Origin of the sequence: Xanthomonas sp. DAR 34887 (genome assembly GCF_041245805.1) — a bacterium.
Classification (GTDB): domain Bacteria; phylum Pseudomonadota; class Gammaproteobacteria; order Xanthomonadales; family Xanthomonadaceae; genus Xanthomonas_A; species Xanthomonas_A tesorieronis.
On sequence record NZ_CP162490.1, the window covers coordinates 1912018 to 1931111 of the forward strand.

Below are 19094 nucleotides of genomic sequence, written 5' to 3' on the forward strand. Positions count from 1 at the left end.
GTGTCGAAAGAAGTGACGGGCGCCGTCACCGTGTTTCATTCAACTTTCCTTGCGTGTCGTCACCAGGCGCAGGAAGGCTTCGTGCTGGTAGCGGCTCATGCGCAATTGCTGCCCCGTATCCATCGTGACCACATGGTGGCCGTTGAACCAGGGGTGGATCGCCTTGACCCGGCGCAGATTGACGATCGCCGATCTGTGCACGCGGGCGAAGTGGCGCGGGTCCAGCCGCGCGGCCAGCGTGGCCATGGTCTCGCGCAACTCATGGGTACGGTCGGCCAGATGGATCAGCACCGTGTTGCGGCTGGCTTTGATCCAGACGATGTCCTCCACCGCGACCAGCACCACCGCTTCGTCGACGCGCACCGGAATCCGTTGCAGATAGTCGTCGCGCTGGCGCAGCGCATCCAGGGTCTGCAGAATGCGCGCCTCGGCAAAGGAACCAACGCCGCTGCCGGCGGACAGGCGCCGCTTCGCGCGCTGCAAGGTCTCGGCGAAGCGTTCGCGGCTGAAGGGTTTGACCAGGTAGTCCACCGCATTGGCCTCGAACGCACGCACCGCATACTGTTCGTAGGCGGTGACGAAGATCGTCGCCGGCATGTGGGCCGCCCCGATCGTGGCCAAGACGTCCATGCCGGTCATCGCCGGCATCTGGATGTCCAGGAACACCAGGTCGGGCGACTGGCTGCGGATCGCGATGACCGCAGATGCGCCGTCGCCGCATTCGCCCAGCAGTTCTATGTCCGGATCGGCGCGCAGCAGCCGCACGATGGCGTGGCGCGCGATCGGCTCGTCGTCGATCACCAGCGCGGTGAAGCTCATGCGGCGACGTGCTCCGGGGCGTCCTCGGCGTCCAGTTCGCGGAATGGCAACCGGATACGGCAGGAAACGCCTTGCGGATAGAGCATGTCGAGCCGTATGTCGGCGTTGTCGCCGTAAAGTTCCTTCAGCCGCAGGCGGGTATTGGAGAAGCCGATGCCGTGTCCACCCGCAGTGCTGTTTTCCTGCAGCGTGCTGTTGCCGTTGCGCACTTCGATGGACAGCGTCTCGCCATCGCGCCGGCTCTCGATCTCGATGCGGTCGCTGCCGACACGCTGACCGATGCCATGGCGGATCGCGTTCTCCACCAGCGGCTGCAGCACCAGGCTGGGCACCGCGCACTGCAGGGTGCCGGGCGCGACATAGATCTGCGTGCTCAGGCGGTCGCCATAGCGCTTGCGCTGGATGCCCAGATACAGATCGAGCAGGGCCAGTTCGCGTTCCAGGGTGATTTCCTGGCCGTCGTATTCTTCCAGGAACGCGCGCAGCAGTTCGCTCAACCGCAGCAGCATGTCCTCGGCGGCGGCGGCGTCTTCGTCCAGCAGGGTGACGATGGCATGCAGCGTGTTGAACAGGAAATGCGGTTGCAGCTGGCTCTTCAGCGCTTGCAGGCGCGACTGCGCGAGTTCGGCGGCCAGACGGCTGGCTTCCACTTCGCGCCTGGCCTTCTCGGCGTGGAAGTGCAGCGCTTGCTGGATCGCGAACAAGGTCCAGTAGGTCAGCAAGCCGATGGCGAAGTGCTGCTCCAGGAAATACCCCAGCTGTTCGGCGAAACCGCTGGGCTCGAACAGGGTGGAGACCAGCGCACCGATGACCATCGCGGCAAACGTCACGCACAGGCTGGCCGCTGCCTGCACGCCAAGCCCGTGAAAGCGCTGCGCGCCGCGGACAGGAAAGCGTTCGGCGAGCCGGAACACGGCCGGCGCCAGCGCGGCCCAGGTGTACCACTGGATCAGCGACCACCGGATGAGCACCCCGAGAGGCCATCTGCCGGAAGACAGACCGTTGTTGACCATGCTCTGGAACATGAAAACCATGGCCACCAGCGTCCACAGCGCGATATAGCGCGGCAGGCTGATTTGGGCAGTGCCGAGTCGGACGTTCATCCAGAGGTGATCGAGGGGTGACGGGGGCATCCTAGGCGCAGCGGCAAGCCGTGGAAAGCACCGGAGCGCGCGCACTACGATTGGGAGCGAAATAGCGACGATTCGTCCCGAATCGATTTGCAGCCGCGCCGCCACGCGGCCTGATGGGCCCGCCAGCACACAGGGAAACCATTCCTCCTCGCGGCTGGCGAATCCTTCCCATCGGAGATCCCGTCATGCCCTCGATCCGCAGCCTTGCCTTGGTCCTTTCCCTGTCCGTCGCGGCCGCACAGGCTGCCGCCGCCGAGCCGGGTCGCTATCTGGAACTGAGCAACCGCTCCCACGACACGCTGACGGCGCTGGCGGTCGCGGCGCCGGGCAGCAATGCCTTTCGCGACGTCGCGCTCAGTGCGCCGTTGCAGGGCGGCGGCGACGCAGCGACCTTTCCGCTCGCGGGGGCTGCCTGCCGCTACGACCTTCGCTTCACCTTTCGCAACGGACGTTCGATGCTGTATCCGGATGTGGATGTCTGCGCATACCGCGTGCGCATCCGACCGCTGCCGCGGCCGCGGCCGCAGTCGGGCGAACGTGCGGTGCAGGTCGCGAGGACAGCTGGCGCGTTGCTTTGATGCGCGCTGCGCTTGGCTTCGCCGTGGTAGATGGCTTCGATGTTGTTGCTATCCGAAGCCAGCGCGCATGCACCGCCGCAAGGAACTCTTGTCGGCGTCTGTCGCGGCCAAAGAGCACCTCTAATAACCCCATTCCGGGAGCTGCACGCTGCGCGTGTCGATGGCGTGTTCCTTTGTTCTGTCGCGGCTGAAGCCGCTCCTACACATGCGCGCCGTGCTCTTGTAGGAGCGGCTTCAGCCGCGACAGGAGGACGACGTGGCCGTGATGCCAAGGCGTCCATGAAAAACGCGGCCGCAACGCCACCGAGTCTACGGCCACTGCGTCTTGCCCATCGCATCTCGTACGTATCGATGCCGAAACCTGCGGGCTGGGCGTATCGGCGCCTCGCAAGTGCATCGACATGCTTTTTGGAGTTATTAGAAGTGCCCTAAAGCCGCTCCTACAACAGCACGCAGTCAGGCGAAAATCCTAGCTCGCCTTCGGCGGCAACCCGAGCAGCTCCGCCGGCAACGCCGGCAGCGGCGTGCGCTCGTCCAGCGCCTCGCGCTTGAGCCAGTCGATGAACTGGCTGGCGGCCGGGCTGGGCAGGCGGTGGCCGGGATGCACGATGTAGTAGGAATAGCGCGCCTTCAGTGCCGGACCGGGCAGGCGCACCAGTTCGTAGCGTTGCAGATACGGTTGGGCGATGTGCTTGCGCGCCAGCACCGCGCCGACGCCGTACACCGCGGCGCGCATCGCATCGGTGCTGTCGTTGAAGGTGTGCATCGGCGGCAGCTCCACGCCGCGCACGCCGGCGGCGCGGAACCAGTCGCGCCAGCCTTGCGGCGACATGTCGGTGAGCAGCGGCAACTGCGCGATCTGCTCTGGCCGGCGCAGCGTGGCCAGCTGCGGCAGCGCCGGCGAGGCCACCGGGAACAATGCGTCGTCCATCAGATGGTGCGAGGTCAGGCCAGGCCACGCGCCCTGGCCGTAGCGGATGCCCAGTTCCGGGCCGCCCTCTTCGAAGCGGGAGAACGCCGCGTCGGTCTGGATGTCCAGGCGCACGTGCGGATGCGCCTGGCAGAAGCGCGGCAGCCGCGGCAGCAGCCAGCAGTAGGACAGCGAGCGCAGTGTGGTGATGCGCAGCGGCGCGGTGTCGGCCTGCGGGTGCAGGTTGCCGGCCACCGCGGCGACATCGGCCAGGGCCGCGCTGGCGGCATCGGCCAGTTGCCGGCCCTCGGCGGTCAGCTTGACCCCGCGCGCGTGGCGCTGGAACAGCGTGGCGCCGAGCAGCGCTTCCAGCTTGCGCACATGGTGGCTGACCGCGCTGGCGGTGAGGTGCAGCTCCTCCGCCGCGTGGGCGAAGTTCTGGTGGCGCGCGGCGACGGCGAATACGCCGAGCGCGGGCAGCAGGGCAGGACGCAGTTGCATGGCGGGACACGCGGCAGATTTGTGGCTCGCGACGATACTACGCGCTTGTGGGCATTGCGACGTCGCGCGATCCTGGCAGCCATGCGCAAGATGCGGGGCCGGTACGGCCGGCTCGGCGCGAGGCTCCGCTTCTGCCGCTGTTCGCGTATGTGCCCTGTCACCAGGCGGCAGTGGCAGTCGCGTCCGCGGCGGCAGCACGATCGACGGCAGCGCACACGAAATGAATCCAGGAGACGACACGGTGAATGCAGCCAACCCCGCGTCCGGCGATCCAGCCGGCGCCCTTCCGGCAGCGGCGGCGCGCGACTGGCGCACGCCGCTGGAACTGCTGTTCCTGGGCATCGTCTGGGGCTGCTCGTTCCTGTTCATGCGCGTGGCGGCGCCGCAGTTCGGCGCCTATGCGCTGGTGGAGCTGCGCCTGGCGCTGGGCGCGACGGTGCTGCTGCCGTTCCTGTGGATGGCGCGCGCGCGCTTTCCGCTGCGGCGCTGGCCGACGCTGGCGGCGATCGGCCTGCTCAACTCCGCGCTGCCGTTCCTGCTGTTCGCCTGGGGCGCGCAACATGCGCCGGCGGCGATCGGCGCGATCTGCAACGCGATGACGGTGCTGTTCACCGCGTTGATCGCGTTCCTGTTCTTCGGCGAGAAGATCGGCGTGCGCCGCGCGGTGGCGTTGCTGATCGGCTTCGTCGGCATCGTGGTGCTGGCCACCGGCAAGTCGGCCGGGCTGAGCGTGGGGCCGGCAGCGTTCGCCGGCGCCACCGCCTCGCTGCTGTACGGCATCGGCTACAGCCTGGTGAAGCGCTACATGAGCGACCTGCCGCCGGCCGCGTCGGCCGCCTCCACTCTGGGCTGCAGCGCGTTGCTGCTGGCGCCGCTGGCATGGACGCATTGGCCGGCCGCGCCGGTGCCGGCGGTGGCCTGGGCCTGCGCCGGCGCGCTGGGCGTGGTCTGCACCGGCCTGGCCTTCCTGATGTACTACCGGCTGATTCAGCGCATCGGCCCGGCGCGCGCGTCCACGGTGACCTATCTGGTCCCGGTGTTCGGCGCGCTGCTGTCCTGGGCGATCCTCGGCGAGCCGTTGACCTGGAGCATGCTGCTGGCCGGCATGCTGATCCTGGGCAGCGTCGCCTTCAGCCAGCGCGCGCGTTGAAGGACCTGCCGATGACCGCTTCGCTGCTCGCATCGCAATTCGCCTACAAGGCCTGGGCCAACGCCGAACTGCTGCAGGCCTTGGCGCAGATCGACGCAGCCGCGTATCCGGCGCAGCGCCAGCGCGCGATCCGGCTGTTGAACCACACCTACGTCGTGGACCGGATCTTCGCCGCGCATCTGCACGGCGGCACGCATGCGTTCACCGCCAGCAACACGCCGCAGACGCCGGCGCTGGAGGCGTTGCATGCGGCCGTTGCCGATTCCGATCGCTGGTATGCCGGCTACGTGGCCCAGTTGGACGCGGCCGCATTGCAGCAGTCGATCGCCTTCCGTTTCACCGATGGCGATGCCGGCCGCATGACCCGCGAGGAAATGCTGTTCCACGTGCTGGCGCACGGCGCCTATCACCGCGGCAACATCGCCATGCTGCTCAGCGACTGCGGGGTGGAGCAGCCGCGCGACCTGTTCACCCGCTTCCTGCACGCGCGCGAGCCCGAGCGCCGCGACGCGGCGCCAGTGGCCTAGCAGCGGAAAGCCACGCAGGGGCGTCCGCTGGCGAGCGCAAGCGCGGGACGGACTACTGCGGCGGCGTGCGCACCGGCAGCGGCACATTGCACAGGTCGATGTGCCCGGCCGGGCGCTTGTAGAAATCGTCGCGACGGTTGCGCCGCGCTTCGGCCACGTCGCGGAAGGTCTGCGTGTCGGTGCGCAGCAGTTGCAGCGGGGTGCGCTGGGCTTCGGGCAGGTCGCTGGCGAGCGTGATCGCACGGATCGGCGTGCGCTGTTCGGGCTTGGCGTAGAAGCCCATCGGGTCCGGTCCGCGCGGAATCACGCTGAGCAGTTCCATGCCCTTGACCACGCGCCCGACCACGGTGATGTTGCGGTCCAGCTGCCGCGGCGATTGCCCGGTGACCACGTACAGTTCGGCGCCGATGCTGCTGTCCTCGTCGTTGTTGCGGCCGGCACCGAGGGTGCCGTAGCAGTGCGCCAGCCATGCCTTGCCGTCCTTGGGGTCGCGCGCGGCAGGAAAGCCGTCGACGAATCCCACTTGCGGCGCCCAGCCGTCGCTGTCCGGCAGCGCCTGGAACGCCAGGCCCTTGGCATCGCGCTGGAACTCGGCCGGCAGGTGCCGCTTGGCCGACCCCAGCGACTTGGCCTTGTCCGGCTCCTCGCCGTCGGGATCGCCGAACTGCACGACGAAGTTGTCCTGCGACCGATAGATGCTCAGGCCGTCCCAGAAGTGCTCGTGGGCCAGGGTGCGGATATTGCCGACATGCTGCGGCGCGAACGCCGGCGCCAGCTCGATGACGACGCGGCCGGTGTCCAGGTCCAGATACAGCGTGTTGGCCGGGTCCAGCGTGCGCCAGTCGCTGGGCTTGGACGCGTCCAGGATCTGCTGCGGACTGCGGTACGGCGCGGCGGGCGTGGCGGCCAGCGCGCAGGCGGCGGTCGACAGCAGCGCAAGGGCGAGCAGGGTGGGGCGCAAGGGCATGGCGGCAACCTGGAGGACGGTAGCCGATTCTTACCCAGCCACCGTCGCTGCGCCAATGCCGCCGTTGCGTTGCAGGCGCTGCGCTCAGCGCGCCGGTGCGCGTTGCGGAGCGTCCTGGGTCTCCTGTGGGGCGGCCATCGCGGGCTGCGCCGTCGCGTTCAAGGCATCGAGCTGGCGCAGGCTGTCCCGCAGCGGCGTGGCCGTGGCGACCTGCGCATCCACGTAGGCGGTGCGCTTGTCGGCGCCTAGCGGATCGCCCTGCACCGCGAACACGCGGCCGGCGTCGTTGCGCAGCACATGGTCGACCTGGGTCAGGCCTTCGCGCTTGGCCGCCAGCAGCAGTTGCGTCGCCAGCTGCGGATCGGCCGGGGTCAGGCGGGCATCGATCATGCGCTGCATCGCATGGTCCGGATGCGCCGGATCGCGGGGATCGGACGGTGCGCTCGCGGATGTCGCCCGCGTCGCGGCGGCCGCCTGCGGAGCGGCGCTGCCGATGCCGGCGCCGATGCGGGCCAGCGCGCCGCCGAGCGCGCCATCGGCGTCGGCGGCGACATGGAACAGGCGTTCGCTCAAGCCTTGCCGGGAATTGCCGAGATTGCGCGCCAGGCCGATCGCGAATTCCTCGTTGCTCATGCGCGCATAGGCGCCGGCCTGCTCGCGATCGAACGGACGCGCCTGCGCGGCCTGCGCGTACTGCTGGCGCAACGCGCCCATCTGCGCTTCCGAGAAGCTCAGGCTCACGTCCTGGCCGGCGACGATCGGACCGTCTGCGCTGGCATTTCCGGCCAGAGCGGCATTGAGCAGTTGCGCCTGGTTGCCGTCGACCTTGCCGAAGCCGAGCTGGTAGCGGCGCGCCTCCATCTGTTCGCTGCCGGCGGCATCGAACTGGCGGGTCAGGGTGAGCGGCACGTTGTCGGCGTACTGCAGCTTGCTGGCGACGCTGCTGCTGCCGTCGGCCAGGGTGCTGCGCACGCTTTCGCCGCTGTTGCGCTGCCCGCCCAGCTCCAGGCTCAGCGGCCCCAGGCCGAGTTTGGCGCGGGTCTGCGAGCTCATGCTCAGGGTGTCGATCCGCTGCACGTCGCCGACCCCGGGCGCCTGCGCCGGCAACTGGCCGCTGCCGAGGAAATCGCGGTAGGCCGCCTGCGCCTGCGGGTCGCGCAGGTCGAAGGTGGCGGTGTGCATGCTGGCCTGTCCGAGCGCGTCCTGGCGGCCGAGCATGGCCTGCGCCACGGGCGTCTTCAGTCCCAGCATCTCGACCCGTTCGATCGCCGCGGTCGGCCCGATCGCCACGCGCACGTGGTACGGATCCAGGCGCTGCGCGGCATAGCTCACGCCCGCCGCGTCGGTGTGTTCGCTGCTGCTGGCAAAGTGGCGGAACGATGTCTCCAGCGAGGTACGAACGAAAGCCTGGCCGTCGAGCCTGACGCTGCCGCCGACCGGGATGCTCAGTGGATCGAACGGATTGACGCCACGCGCGGCCTCGGCGGTGGCGTCGCCGGGCAGGGTGACGTTGTAGCGCGCGCGCTCGCCGAGCTGGGTCGTGCTGCTGACGCTCGCGGCATTTCTGCCGGTGATGGCGGCATCGGACTGATGGCCTTGGCGAAACTCCATTTCGATGCCGAATTCGGTATTGCCGTCGGCAGTGCGCCGGCTGGCGCCCACGCTCTGGGTGGCGACGAGCCGGTGCTCGATCGGCCCCGAACGCCCCAGCGCGCGCGATTCGGTATGCTCCACGCTGGCGCTGCCGTCGGCCGGATTCCACTTCAACGGACCGGCGCTGCCGCTGCTGGACGCGCCGGCAAAGGTGGGATCGGTGGCCTGGGCGGCGGCGGGCGTCGTCGAACTCATGCATTCCTCCTGGAGAGCGCCTGCCGGCGCGAGCGGCGCGGAGGATAGCCAGGCCGACGTTGCCGGTGCGTCAGGCGTTCGTTATGTCCGCAATGACTACCGGCACATTCGCTATACCCAACTCAACACTAGTATGCATTCCATCCTAGTGGGGGAGCGGTCATGGTCGAGCCGGATGCACAGCTGAAGAAGTTCCAGAAGGAGCTGAGCGCGGGCACCGTATCGCTCGCGCTGCTGGCGGTGCTGGCCGAGGCCAAGGAACCGATGTACGGCTATCTGATCGCCAAGCGCCTGGAAAAAGTGGGCGACGGCGTGCTCAGCGGCAAGCAGAGCGCGCTGTATCCGGTGCTGCGCAATCTGGAAGCGGCCGGCCTGTTGTCCAGCCATGTCGAACCGTCGGTGGCGGGGCCGCCGCGGCGCTACTACCGCATCACAGAACACGGCCACGCCACCTTGCAGCAGTGGGCTGCGGCGTGGCGCGCCACCCGCGATTCCGTCGATTCCGTCCTGAAGGGGATTTCAGAATGAGCAGCGAACAACTCCAGGCACGGCCATTGCCGGCCACCATTCCCGACTACCTGGCGCAACTGCGCGCGGCGCTGGCCGGGGCCGACCCGGCGCTGGTCCAGGACGCGTTGTACGACGCGGAGGAATACCTGCGCGCCGAGTTGGCCGAGCAGGCCGGCAAGAGCGAGGCCGAGGTCATCGCCGAAGTCGCCGGCAGCTACGGCGCGCCGGAGGAGGTGGCGGCGATCTACCGCGACACCGAGGTCACGGTGAACCGCGCGCTGAAGCCGCCGGCGCCGCCCAAGCGCAAGTCGCTGCTCGGCCGCTTCTTCGGCGTGGCCGCCGATCCGCGCGCCTACGGCGCCCTGTTCTACATGCTGCTGGCGCTGGTCACCGGCATCTTCTACTTCACCTGGGTGGTCACCGGGGTCAACGTCTCGCTGGGCTTGCTGGTGTTGATCATCGGCGTGCCGTTGCTGGTGCTGTTCTTCGGTTCGATACGGCTGCTGTCGCTGGTGGAAGGGCGTATCGTCGAGGTGCTGCTGGGCGAGCGCATGCCGCGGCGGCCGCTGTACAGCGAGCGCACACAACCCTGGCTGCGGCGCATCGGGCAGATGTTCACCGACGCGCGTACCTGGACCACGATGCTGTACTTCGTGCTGATGCTGCCGCTGGGGATCTGCTACTTCACCGTCTTCATCGCCCTGCTGGCCACCGGATTGGGGCTGGCCCTGGCGCCGCTGGGCCCGCTGTTTCCGGACAACATCCACATGGGCCTGACGTTCGGCGACATCGGCTTCGCCGGCCCCGGCCTGTTGCTGCTGCCGCTGGTCAGCGCGCTGGGCATCGTGTTGCTGTTCGCCACGCTGCACCTGGCGCGCGGCGTCGGCAAGCTGCACGGCATGCTGGCCAAGCACCTGTTGGTGCACAGCGCGGCGCAATGATGGGGGCGCCCGCGGCCGTCGGCCGCGGGCGCAGCGCGCTCAGCCGGCCTTGCGGCTGCCGCGGCGCTTGAGCGGGGTGACGTTGCCGCTCGGCGCCTGCGCGCTGGCGGCTGCATTGGCGGCGATGAACGCACGCACCTGCGGATAGACGATGTCGCGCCAGCGGCGGCCGCTGAAGATGCCGTAGTGGCCGGCGCCTTCCACTTCCAGATGCTGGCGGCGGTGCGCGGCGATGCCGGTGCACAGGTCCTGCGCGGCGGCGGTCTGGCCCAGGCCGGAGATGTCGTCCAGTTCGCCTTCGATGCTGAGCAGGGCGGTATCGCGGATCGCCGCCGGATCCACGCGCTCGCCGCCGATCACCCATTCCCCGCGCGGCAGCAGGAATTCCTGGAACACCACCCGGATCGTGTCCAGGTAGTAGGTCGCCGGCATGTCCAGCACCGCGTTGTATTCGTCGTAGAACCGGCGGTGCGCCTCCGCGTCCTGAAGGTCGCCCTTGACCAGGTTGGCGTAGAAATCCCAGTGCGACATGAAGTGCCGGCTGGGGTTCATCGCCAGGAAGCCGGTGTGCTGCAGGAAACCTGGATACACCGCGCGGCCGTGCCCCGGATACGCCTGCGGCACGGTGTGGATGACGTTGTGCTCGAACCACGACAACGGATTGCGCGTGGCCAGGTTGTTGACCTGGGTCGGGCTGCGGCGCGCATCGATCGGCCCGCCCATCATCACCAGCGAGCGCGGCGTGGGTTCGCCGCGTCCGGCCATCAGCGACACCGCGGCCAGCACCGGCACGGTCGGCTGGCACACGCTGATCACGTGCAGCTTGTCGGCGCCGATGTGGCGGATGAAGTCCTGCACGTAATTGACGTAGTCGTCCAGGCCGAAGTCGCCCTCGCTCTGCGGCACCATGCGCGCGTCGATCCAGTCGGTGACGTAGACCTTGTGGTCGCGCAGCAAGGTGCGCACGGTGTCGCGCAACAGCGTGGCGTGGTGTCCGGACAGCGGCGCCACCACCAGCACGGCGGGCTGCTGCTTGAGTCCGGCCACGACCTTGGCGTCGTCGCTGAAACGCTTGAAGCGCAGCAGGCGGCAGAACGGCTTGCGCAGCACTTCCTGCTCGACGATCGGCAGCGGGTGGCCGTCGACCTCGACATGGTCCAGCGCCCAGGCCGGCTTCTCGTAGTCCTTGCCGAGCCGGTGCAGCAGTTCGTTGGTGGCGGCCAGACGCTCGGCGCCCGGGAGCGTGGCCCACAGGCTATTGGCGTCGGAGAAGATCTTGGCGTTGGCCGCTGCCTGGTGGACCCAGGGGGCGAGCAGGTTGCGGGTCAGTTCGTGCCACTGGTAGAGCATGCCGGTGTTTCCATCCTGAGCGTATGCTGCCGTGCAGCATATCCTATCCGGTGTGGTTGCACCTTAATGGGGCACCAGACCAATCGTCTCCAGCGCCGCCGCATCCCCCGCCAGCGCTGGCGACAGCCAGCAATGACTGCCGACCGGACGCAGCCCGAGCGCACCAAACTGGCGCCGGTACCAGCGCGCCTGACGCGGCTGGAATCCCGCATGGTCGCCGTCGAAGTCGTCCTCCATGGCGAAGGTCTCCAGGAACGCGACCCCGCCGCACAGGTCGGCCAGCCCCGGCAGGCCCTGGCGCAATTCGCGGCTGGGCACGTAGTGCAGCACGTCCGAACACACCAGCAGGTCCACCGGCGCGCACGGCCGCAGCCAGGCGAAATCGCCGAAGCGGGCCGGGTGCAGGTTGCGCTGGCGGCCGTAGCGCGCCACCGCGTACTCGCTGCTGTCGAAGCCCAGGTAGCTGAGTTTCGGCCGCAGCTTCAGCAGCGGCGCGCGCCACGCGCCTTCGCCGCAGCCGATGTCGAGCACGCTGCGGATCGGCCGTTCCAGGTAGTACTCGGCCTGGGCGACGGCGAGGGCGACCTTGCGCGCCAGGCGCGCGTTGCCGCCGATGCCGTCGCGGCGATACCAGCGCTGGAAATAGTCGGCGTCGTACTGTTTGTCCATGCGGGGGTCGTGGTCCGTGCGGGCGCGAGGCGAATCGGCGAAAATGGCGTGACATCCTACGCCAGCGCCCCGGAGCCAGCATGCAACTCTATCTGTGGATCAAGTCCCTGCACCTGCTGTTCGTGGTGGCATGGATGGCGTCGGTGTTCTACCTGCCGCGGATCCTGGTCAACATCGCCGAGAGCGCCGGCCAGCCGGAGGTGCAGGCGCGGCTGGTGTTGATGGGGCGGCGCCTGTACCGCTTCGGCCACATGGTGTTCGGCCTGGCGCTGCTGCTGGGGTTGACGCTGTGGCTGGGCTACAAGGTGTTGCCGGATTTCCCGACCATGGTCGCGCCCGGCCACAGCGGCTGGCTGCACGCCAAGCTGGGCCTGGTGGCGCTGATCCTGGCGTATTTCATCTTCAGCGGACGCTGGCTCAAGGGCGTGACGCAGGCGCGCGCATTGCCGTCCTCGCGCGCGCTGCGCCTGTTCAACGAACTGCCGGTGCTGGCGTTGCTGGTGGTGATCTGGTTGGTGTTGGCGAAGCCGTTTTGAGCTGGGATTGGGGATTGGGGATTGGAAAAATCCTGATGGCCGATCCTTTCCGGGCCGATAGGCGTTAGCGGCTATCGAGCTGTTTCAGTTCGCTGCGGGCCAGGTCGATCCATTGGCGTTGGTCGCGCTGGTAGTAGCGCGGGGCCAGGCTGGAGCGCTTCAGCACTTCGTTGAGCACTTCGCGCGCGCGTTGCGGCTGGCCCGCGCGCTGCAGCAGTTGCGCGTAGCGCACGCGCGCTTCTTCGCCGGGGTAGTCGTCGGCGAGCGCGGCGTATTCTTCCAGCGCCGCGTCGGTGTCGCCCAGCGCCTCGGTGGCGCGCGCGTACAGCAGGTGGCCGTCGTGCGAGCGGAACTGCGGGTTGGCGGCGATCAGCCGGTCCAGCGTGGCTTTCACCTCGGCCGGCCGGTCCAGGCCGAACTGCGCCTTGGCCAGTCCCAGCAACAGCCCCGGGTCGTCGCGGTGGATGCCGCGCAATCCGCTCTCGAACACCTCGGCGGCCTGCGCGTAGTCGCCGTTGTCCAGGTGCACCTCGGCCAGCTGCCGGCGGTTGTCCACGGTGTCGGCCAGTTCCAGGCGATTGCCGGCGGTGCGCTTGTCGCGGTTCGGATCGAGCTTGGCGCCGACCTTGCGCAGGTGGCGGCGCGCGCGCGGATCGTTGCGCCATTCCGGCAGCAGCTCGGCGATCACGTAGATCAGGATTCCCAGATACGAAAAGATCAGCAGGATGAAGATCCAGTACAGCGGGCGGCCGCTGCGCACCACGTGCACGCAGCAGGCCAGCTGCAAGGCCAGCGACAGCAGGACGACGGGATTCATGGACAAGGCTTCCTTGTGCTGCGATCAGGCCGCTTCGTACGCCCCATAGCTGCGCAGGCGCTCGTAGCGCTTCTGCAGTAGTTGTTCGACCGGCAGTTTTTCCAGCGCGTCCAGTTCGTTGAGCAGCACCGCCTTCAGGCGCCTGGCCATCTGCGTGGGGTTGCGATGCGCGCCACCGATCGGCTCGCGCACCACCTTGTCGACCAGGCCCAGCGCGGACAGGCGCTTGGCGGTCAAGCCCAGTTGCTCGGCGGCGTCCTTGGCCTTGCCGGCGTCCTTCCACAGGATCGAGGCGCAGCCTTCCGGCGAGATCACCGAATAGGTGCCGTATTCCAGCATCAGCGTGCGGTCGCCGACGCCGATCGCCAGCGCGCCGCCGGAGCCGCCTTCGCCGATCACGGTGCAGATCACCGGCACCTTCAGTTCGGCCATCTCCAGCAGGTTGCGCGCGATCGCCTCGCTCTGCCCGCGTTCTTCCGCGCCGATGCCCGGATAGGCGCCGGGGGTGTCGATGAAGGTCAGCAGCGGCAGCTTGAAGCGCTCGGCCAGCTTCATCAGCCGCAGCGCCTTGCGGTAGCCCTCCGGACGCGGCATGCCGAAGTTGCGCGCGACCTTGCTCTTGGTATCGCGGCCCTTCTGGTGGCCGATGATGACCACCGGCCGCCCGTCGATGCGGCCGAGGCCGCCGACGATGGCCTTGTCGTCGGCGTACGCGCGGTCGCCGGCCAGTTCCTGGAATTCGTCGCAGAACACGTTGATGTAGTCCAGCGTGTACGGACGCTGCGGATGCCGCGCCAGCTGCGAGATCTGCCACGACGACAGGTCGCGGAAGATCTGCGCGGTGCGCACGCGCAGCTTGTCCTGCAGGGCGCGCACTTCGGTCTCGACATTGACCGCCGGGCCGGTGCTGGCGTTGCGCAGTTCCTGGATCTTGGCTTCCAGATCGGCGATGGGTTGCTCGAAGTCGAGGTAGTTCGGATTCATTGGAAACCGTCGTGAACTAAAGCGGCAAGTGTAGCCGAACGGCTGCGGCCGACCCGTACGGGGCCGTGCGGTTGCCGTGGCGCGGGAACGGGGCGGCGCAGCCTGCGATCAGCGACGCGGGCCGGCGGCCGCCGCCGGCGCGGCGGCGATCAGCGCCGGGCTGCCGAAGGTCTGGCCGAGCTGCAGCACGAAGTCATTGCGCGCCTGGTTCGCCTCGGGGCCAAGATCGGCGCCGAGCGTGGCGGTGGCGGCGGTGAACTGCAGCATGGCCTGGAAGTAGTCCTTCTGCAGCTGGCGCTGCTGCGCCGGATCGGAGGCGCGCAGGTAGCGCGCGTGGAGCTGGCGCAGCGGCGCCGCATGCGCCTCGAACGCCGGCGCCAGCGGCGGCAGCGCCGCGGGCGCGATCTCCGACGCGCGTGGCGGCGGCTGCCAGCCCGGTGCGCGATGCTGCGCGAAATAGCCCGGCTGGCCGCTGACCGCTTCGTAGTAGGCGATGAACTCGGCGGGGCCGAACAGCTTGGACTTGATGTTGCCGCCGCGGTCGGCGACGTAGGCCACGGTGCGCTCGGGAAACGCCTCGCGCAGCCCGTAGTCCCACTGCTTGCCGATGAACAGCGCATGCCGCGCCTCGAACGGGCCGCGGACGGTCACGCCCTGCAGGGTCAGCGTGTCCTCCACCGTGCCGAAGTTCTTCAGCTTGGAGGCGTCGGTGACGTAGATCTCGCGGCCGATCACGTAGTCGGACAGGGTCGGGTTGATCAGTCCTCCCTTGCCGCCGGCGTAGACGATGAAGGGCACCTCGCCCAGCGCCGCGGTGCGCAGCCGGTGCGCGCCGGGCGCCAGGTCGAGCGCGGTCGAAGCGTCCGCGGCCACGTCGTAGGCCTGGTCGTCGACGACGATGCGCAGCGGCGCGGCGGTCGGATTGTCGACCACGAAGCGCTGCTTTGCTTCGCCGCAGCCGCCGAGCAGCGCGGCGCATGCCAACAGGATCAGGAAACGGGTCATGGCGCGTGCTCGCTTGCAGGGAGGAGGGCGGCGCTGCGCGGGCGGCGCAGGCTCAGGTCGCCCACGGCGGGTTGTACTTGACCTTCACCGCGCGCACCCCCGGATCGGCGCGCAGCGTATCCAACAGCTGCGGGTCCACGCGCACCGAATGGCTGCCGTTGAGGTCGAGCATGCCGGCGACGGCGCCTTGTTCGGATTGCAGCAGCAGGTCCAGGCGCAGCGGGGTCTTGCCGGGGCGGTGGCGCGCCAGCAGGGCGTCGATGCGCGGCCAGGTGCTGCGCTGGCGCAGGTCCAGGCGCAACGACAGGCGCTGCGCGTAGTGGGTGCAGATCTGCTCGTAGTCCCAGCACTGGCGGATGCGCATCGCATAGCCGCCGTTGAATTCGTCCTCGCGCACGCCGCCCTTGACGATCAGGATGCGGTCGCGGGTGAGCAGGTGGCCGAACTCGGCGATGGCGTCGGTGAACGCGCTGCACTCGACCCGGCCGCGGCCGTCCTCGAGCTGCACGAACACCTGGCTGTCGCCCTTGCGCCGCACCCCGACCACCTGGCCGGCGAGGATCGCGCTGGTTTCCGGGCGCCAGGCGCGTTTTTCGCCGTCGCCGCCACCACCGCGTCCGCCGCCGGATTGCGCGCAGATCTTTTCCAACGCGCTCAGGTCGCAGCCGACCAGCTCGCGCACTTCCTCGCGGTAGGGATCGAACGGGTGGCCGCTGAGGTAGAAGCCCAGCGTCTCGCGCTCCCCGGTCAGCAGCTGGCCCAGCGGCCATTCCTTGCTTTCCGGCAGGTCCAGGCGCAGCGCCGGGGCGCTGGTGTCGGCGCCGCCGAACAGCGAGTTCTGCCCGGAGGCGCGCTCGCGCGCCATCTGTTCGGTGGCCTTCATCACCTCCGGCAGCTGCAGCATCAGCGTGGCGCGGTTGCTGCCCAGCCCGTCCATCGCGCCGGCGTTGATCAGCGCTTCCAGGGTGCGCTTGTTGAGCTTGGCCGATTCCACGCGGGTGCAGAAATCCAGCAGCGAGGCGTATTCGCCGCCGCGCTCGCGCTCGGCCACGATCGCCTCGCAGGCGCCGCGGCCCACGCCCTTGATCGCGCCCAGGCCGTACTGGATGGTGTCCGGGGTGGCCGCGGCGAACATGTAGGCCGAGGCGTTGATGCGCGGCGGCAGCACGGTCAGGCCGAGGTTGCGCACCTCGTCGAGGAAGCCGACCACCTTGTCGGTGTTGTCCATGTCCGAGGACAGCGTCGCGGCCATGAACTCGGCCGGATAGTGCCGCTTCAGCCACGCGGTCTGGTAGCTGACCAGCGCGTAGGCGGCGGCGTGCGACTTGTTGAAGCCGTAGCCGGCGAACTTCTCCATCAGGTCGAAGATTTCGTCGGCCTTGGCTTCGCCGACGCCGCCCTTGGCCGCGCCCTCGCGGAAGATCTCGCGGTGCTTGGCCATCTCGGCCGGCACCTTCTTGCCCATCGCGCGGCGCAACAGGTCGGCGCCGCCCAGCGAGTAGGCGCCGACGATCTGCGCCATCTGCATCACCTGCTCCTGGTACACCATGATGCCGTAGGTGTCTTTCAGGATCGCTTCGGTGCGCGGATCGGGGTAGACGATCTCCTGCTGGCCGTGCTTGCGCGCGTTGAAGTCCGGGATCAGGTCCATTGGGCCGGGGCGGTACAGCGACACCAGCGCGATCAGGTCTTCGAAGCGGTCTGGCTTGGCGTCCTTCAGCAGCCGGCGCATGCCCGAGGATTCGAACTGGAACACCGCGCCGGTGTTGCCCGAGGCGAAGATGCCCTTGTAGGTGGGCGCGTCGTCCAGCGGGATCGCGGTGATGTCCACCGGCGGGATGCCGGCGCGCGCATGGCGCACGTTGATCGCCTTCACCGCCCAGTCGATGATGGTCAGCGTGCGCAGGCCGAGGAAGTCGAACTTGACCAGGCCGACCTGCTCGACGTCGTCCTTGTCGAACTGGGTGACCGGGTTCTTGCCCAGGTTGTCGACGTCGTGTTCGGCGAACAGCGGGCAGAAGTCCGACAGCGGCGTCGGTGCGATGACCACGCCGCCGGCGTGCTTGCCGGCGTTGCGTGTCAGGTCCTCCAGCTGCCGCGCCAGGTCCATCAGGTCGCGGACGTCGTCCTCGCTCTGGTAGCGCTGGATCAGCTCCGGCGAGGCCATCTCGCTGTCCTTGCCTTCGCCCATCGCGTCCTTCAGCGTGATGCCGAGGATGTTGGGAATCAGCTTGGCCACGCCGTCGACCAGGCCGTACGGGAAGCCGAGCACGCGGCCGCAGTCGCGTACCACCGCCTTGGCCGCCATGGTGCCGTAGGTGATGATCTGGCTGACCCGGTCGCGGCCGTACTTGCGCGCGACGTAGTCGATGACCTCGTCGCGGCGGTCCATGCAGAAGTCGATGTCGAAGTCGGGCATCGACACGCGTTCGGGGTTGAGGAAGCGCTCGAACAGCAGGTTGTACGGCAGCGGATCCAGGTCGGTGATCTGCAGCGCCCAGGCCACCAGCGAGCCGGCGCCGGAACCGCGGCCCGGGCCGATCGGAATGCCCTGGTTCTTGCCCCACTGGATGAAGTCGGCCACGATCAGGAAGTAGCCGGGGAAGCCCATCTTGATGATGGTGTCCAGCTCGAACTCGAGCCGGTCGGCGTAGTCTTGGCGGGTCTTGCCCGGCGCCAGCGGATTCTTCTCCAGGCGCGCGGCCAGGCCGTCGCGCGATTGGCTGCGGATCCAGCTGTCCAGCGTCTCGTTGTCGGGCACCGGATACGCGGGCAGGAAGTAGGTGCCCAGTTGCATCTCGATGTTGCAGCGCTGCGCCAGCGCCAGCGTGTTGTCGATGGCGTCGGGAATGTCGGCGAACAGCGCGGCCATTTCCTGCGACGACTTCAGGTATTGCTGGTCGCTGTAGTCGCGCGGGCGCTTGGGATCGTCGAGCACGCGGCCGGAGGAGATGCACACGCGCGCTTCGTGCGCGGCGAAGTCGCTGGCGTACAGGAAGCGCACGTCGTTGCTGGCGATCACCGGCAGCCCGCGCATGCCGGCGGCGTGCAGCGCGAACTGGTTGAACGCTTCCTCGCCGTCGCGGCCGGTGCGGGTCAGTTCCAGGTGCAGGCCGTCGCCGAAGATGCGTTGCCAGTCGGCCAGTTGCTGCTCGGCCAGATCGTGGCGGCCTTCGCTGGCCAGGCGCCCGGCCAGGCTGTCACGCCCGGCCAGCGCGAACAGATTGTCGCTGCCGGTCTGCAGCCACTCCGGGCGGATCGCCACGCCGCCTTCGTTGCGGTGGCCTTCCAGCCAGGCGCGGGTCAGCAGCCGCGACAGGCTCAGGTAGCCGTCGCGGTTGCGGCACAGCACGGTGAGCCGCCACGGCGTCTCGCCGGGGCTGTCGGCGATCAGCAGGTCGGCGCCGGCGATCGGCTTGATGCCCACGCCTTCGGCGGCCTTGTAGAACTTGACCAGCGCGAACAGGTTGTTCAGGTCGGTGACCGCGAGCGCGGGCAATTCCAGTTCGACCGCACGGCTGAGCAGGTTGGCCTGCTTGGCCTTCTTCGGGTCGGCCTGATCCGGTTTCTCGGGCACACGGATGGTCGAATCCGCCAGCGAGAACTCGGTGTGGACGTGCAGATGAGCGAAGCGGGAAGTGGACATGCGGAACCAGGACGATGCCCGGTCAGGTTAGCGGCGGGGGGCGGAGCGAACAAGGCTTGACAGGGCGATGGGCGGCAGCGGGGCTCGCGCCGCCGATGGACGGACGCTCCTGTTCAGCTGTGCGGGCGTGACCGCGCCGAAGTGCGCCCTCGCTGCCGCGCGACGCCCCGGCCGCTCGCCGCCGGCTGCCCGGTTCGCGCCGC

General features: G+C 68.7%; 17 protein-coding genes. 6 read left to right on the top strand and 11 right to left on the bottom strand.

All coding sequences use genetic code 11. From position 1 onward, the window contains the following. Positions 1–39 precede the first annotated feature (39 nt). Together AB3X08_RS08070 and AB3X08_RS08075 are read right to left on the bottom strand one after the other, a co-directional pair. Entirely contained in the window at positions 40–819 is a 780-nt protein-coding gene (locus AB3X08_RS08070) for a LytR/AlgR family response regulator transcription factor (RefSeq protein ID WP_369937482.1), read from the bottom strand. Beyond that, the gene (locus AB3X08_RS08075) at positions 816–2057 is read right to left on the bottom strand and encodes a sensor histidine kinase (RefSeq protein WP_369937484.1); all 1242 of its coding nucleotides are present in this window, start codon (positions 2055–2057) and stop codon (positions 816–818) included. The genes AB3X08_RS08070 and AB3X08_RS08075 overlap by 4 nt, the downstream gene beginning before the upstream one ends. Positions 2058–2137: 80 nt before the next feature. Here AB3X08_RS08075 and AB3X08_RS08080 point away from each other — a divergent pair, with 80 nt between their 5' ends. Further along, positions 2138–2530, top strand: coding sequence for a hypothetical protein (locus tag AB3X08_RS08080; protein WP_369937485.1), 393 nt, complete (start codon positions 2138–2140; stop codon positions 2528–2530). A gap of 469 nt (positions 2531–2999) precedes the next feature. Here AB3X08_RS08080 and AB3X08_RS08085 read toward each other — a convergent pair whose 3' ends face one another. Then, positions 3000–3941 carry a LysR substrate-binding domain-containing protein gene (locus AB3X08_RS08085; protein WP_369937487.1) on the bottom strand — a complete coding sequence of 314 codons (942 nt, stop codon included), beginning with the start codon at positions 3939–3941 and terminating at the stop codon, positions 3000–3002. Between the two features lie 220 nt (positions 3942–4161). Here AB3X08_RS08085 and AB3X08_RS08090 point away from each other — a divergent pair, with 220 nt between their 5' ends. Further along, complete coding sequence (locus tag AB3X08_RS08090) at positions 4162–5091, top strand: DMT family transporter (RefSeq protein WP_369937489.1); 930 nt, start codon at positions 4162–4164, stop codon at positions 5089–5091. A gap of 11 nt (positions 5092–5102) precedes the next feature. After that, a complete protein-coding gene (locus tag AB3X08_RS08095) occupies positions 5103–5618 on the top strand; it encodes a DinB family protein (RefSeq protein WP_369937491.1) in 516 nt (171 codons plus the stop codon). A gap of 52 nt (positions 5619–5670) precedes the next feature. Here AB3X08_RS08095 and AB3X08_RS08100 read toward each other — a convergent pair whose 3' ends face one another. Beyond that, complete coding sequence (locus AB3X08_RS08100) at positions 5671–6585, bottom strand: peptidylprolyl isomerase (protein WP_369937493.1); 915 nt, start codon at positions 6583–6585, stop codon at positions 5671–5673. An 84-nt stretch (positions 6586–6669) separates the two neighbouring features. Beyond that, positions 6670–8433 carry an XVIPCD domain-containing protein gene (locus AB3X08_RS08105; protein WP_369937495.1) on the bottom strand — a complete coding sequence of 588 codons (1764 nt, stop codon included), beginning with the start codon at positions 8431–8433 and terminating at the stop codon, positions 6670–6672. 162 nt (positions 8434–8595) lie between these two features. Between AB3X08_RS08105 and AB3X08_RS08110 the strand changes: the two genes are divergently transcribed. Beyond that, positions 8596–8961 (top strand): PadR family transcriptional regulator, encoded by a 366-nt coding sequence (locus AB3X08_RS08110; RefSeq protein WP_369937497.1) that lies wholly within the window; start codon positions 8596–8598, stop codon positions 8959–8961. After that, on the top strand, positions 8958–9884 hold the full coding sequence (locus AB3X08_RS08115; protein WP_369937499.1) for a sensor domain-containing protein: 927 nt from the start codon (positions 8958–8960) through the stop codon (positions 9882–9884). The genes AB3X08_RS08110 and AB3X08_RS08115 overlap by 4 nt, the downstream gene beginning before the upstream one ends. 39 nt (positions 9885–9923) lie before the next feature. Here the strand turns inward: AB3X08_RS08115 and AB3X08_RS08120 are convergent, their stop codons facing one another. Together AB3X08_RS08120 and AB3X08_RS08125 are read right to left on the bottom strand one after the other, a co-directional pair. Then, entirely contained in the window at positions 9924–11234 is a 1311-nt protein-coding gene (locus AB3X08_RS08120) for a polyhydroxyalkanoate depolymerase (RefSeq protein ID WP_369937501.1), read from the bottom strand. A 63-nt stretch (positions 11235–11297) separates the two neighbouring features. Continuing rightward, positions 11298–11903: a class I SAM-dependent DNA methyltransferase gene (locus AB3X08_RS08125; protein ID WP_369937503.1), complete on the bottom strand. Its 606-nt coding sequence runs from the start codon at positions 11901–11903 to the stop codon at positions 11298–11300. 80 nt (positions 11904–11983) lie between these two features. Between AB3X08_RS08125 and AB3X08_RS08130 the strand changes: the two genes are divergently transcribed. Beyond that, complete coding sequence (locus AB3X08_RS08130) at positions 11984–12439, top strand: CopD family protein (protein ID WP_369937504.1); 456 nt, start codon at positions 11984–11986, stop codon at positions 12437–12439. 64 nt (positions 12440–12503) lie between these two features. Here the strand turns inward: AB3X08_RS08130 and AB3X08_RS08135 are convergent, their stop codons facing one another. The 4 genes from AB3X08_RS08135 to dnaE all read right to left on the bottom strand — a co-directional run bounded on the left by AB3X08_RS08135 (position 12504) and on the right by dnaE (position 18891). Continuing rightward, complete coding sequence (locus AB3X08_RS08135; protein ID WP_369937506.1) at positions 12504–13256, bottom strand: tetratricopeptide repeat protein; 753 nt, start codon at positions 13254–13256, stop codon at positions 12504–12506. A gap of 24 nt (positions 13257–13280) precedes the next feature. Further along, the gene (locus AB3X08_RS08140) at positions 13281–14240 is read right to left on the bottom strand and encodes an acetyl-CoA carboxylase carboxyltransferase subunit alpha (protein WP_369937507.1); all 960 of its coding nucleotides are present in this window, start codon (positions 14238–14240) and stop codon (positions 13281–13283) included. 108 nt (positions 14241–14348) lie between these two features. Beyond that, positions 14349–15245 carry a hypothetical protein gene (locus tag AB3X08_RS08145; protein ID WP_369937508.1) on the bottom strand — a complete coding sequence of 299 codons (897 nt, stop codon included), beginning with the start codon at positions 15243–15245 and terminating at the stop codon, positions 14349–14351. A 52-nt stretch (positions 15246–15297) separates the two neighbouring features. Further along, positions 15298–18891, bottom strand: coding sequence for a DNA polymerase III subunit alpha (gene dnaE / locus AB3X08_RS08150; protein WP_369937509.1), 3594 nt, complete (start codon positions 18889–18891; stop codon positions 15298–15300). Positions 18892–19094 lie beyond the last annotated feature (203 nt).

Bases quoted from the DNA above. Each gene is read 5' to 3' on its own strand.
- AB3X08_RS08070 (WP_369937482.1), bottom strand. From the start codon at position 819: ATGAGCTTCACCGCGCTGGTGATCGACGACGAGCCGATCGCGCGCCAC.
- AB3X08_RS08080 (WP_369937485.1), top strand. From the start codon at position 2,138: ATGCCCTCGATCCGCAGCCTTGCCTTGGTCCTTTCCCTGTCCGTCGCG.
- AB3X08_RS08085 (WP_369937487.1), bottom strand. From the start codon at position 3,941: ATGCAACTGCGTCCTGCCCTGCTGCCCGCGCTCGGCGTATTCGCCGTC.
- AB3X08_RS08090 (WP_369937489.1), top strand. From the start codon at position 4,162: ATGAATCCAGGAGACGACACGGTGAATGCAGCCAACCCCGCGTCCGGC.
- AB3X08_RS08095 (WP_369937491.1), top strand. From the start codon at position 5,103: ATGACCGCTTCGCTGCTCGCATCGCAATTCGCCTACAAGGCCTGGGCC.
- AB3X08_RS08100 (WP_369937493.1), bottom strand. From the start codon at position 6,585: ATGCCCTTGCGCCCCACCCTGCTCGCCCTTGCGCTGCTGTCGACCGCC.
- AB3X08_RS08105 (WP_369937495.1), bottom strand. From the start codon at position 8,433: ATGAGTTCGACGACGCCCGCCGCCGCCCAGGCCACCGATCCCACCTTT.
- AB3X08_RS08110 (WP_369937497.1), top strand. From the start codon at position 8,596: ATGGTCGAGCCGGATGCACAGCTGAAGAAGTTCCAGAAGGAGCTGAGC.
- AB3X08_RS08115 (WP_369937499.1), top strand. From the start codon at position 8,958: ATGAGCAGCGAACAACTCCAGGCACGGCCATTGCCGGCCACCATTCCC.
- AB3X08_RS08120 (WP_369937501.1), bottom strand. From the start codon at position 11,234: ATGCTCTACCAGTGGCACGAACTGACCCGCAACCTGCTCGCCCCCTGG.
- AB3X08_RS08125 (WP_369937503.1), bottom strand. From the start codon at position 11,903: ATGGACAAACAGTACGACGCCGACTATTTCCAGCGCTGGTATCGCCGC.
- AB3X08_RS08130 (WP_369937504.1), top strand. From the start codon at position 11,984: ATGCAACTCTATCTGTGGATCAAGTCCCTGCACCTGCTGTTCGTGGTG.
- AB3X08_RS08135 (WP_369937506.1), bottom strand. From the start codon at position 13,256: ATGAATCCCGTCGTCCTGCTGTCGCTGGCCTTGCAGCTGGCCTGCTGC.
- AB3X08_RS08140 (WP_369937507.1), bottom strand. From the start codon at position 14,240: ATGAATCCGAACTACCTCGACTTCGAGCAACCCATCGCCGATCTGGAA.
- AB3X08_RS08145 (WP_369937508.1), bottom strand. From the start codon at position 15,245: ATGACCCGTTTCCTGATCCTGTTGGCATGCGCCGCGCTGCTCGGCGGC.
- dnaE (WP_369937509.1), bottom strand. From the start codon at position 18,891: ATGTCCACTTCCCGCTTCGCTCATCTGCACGTCCACACCGAGTTCTCG.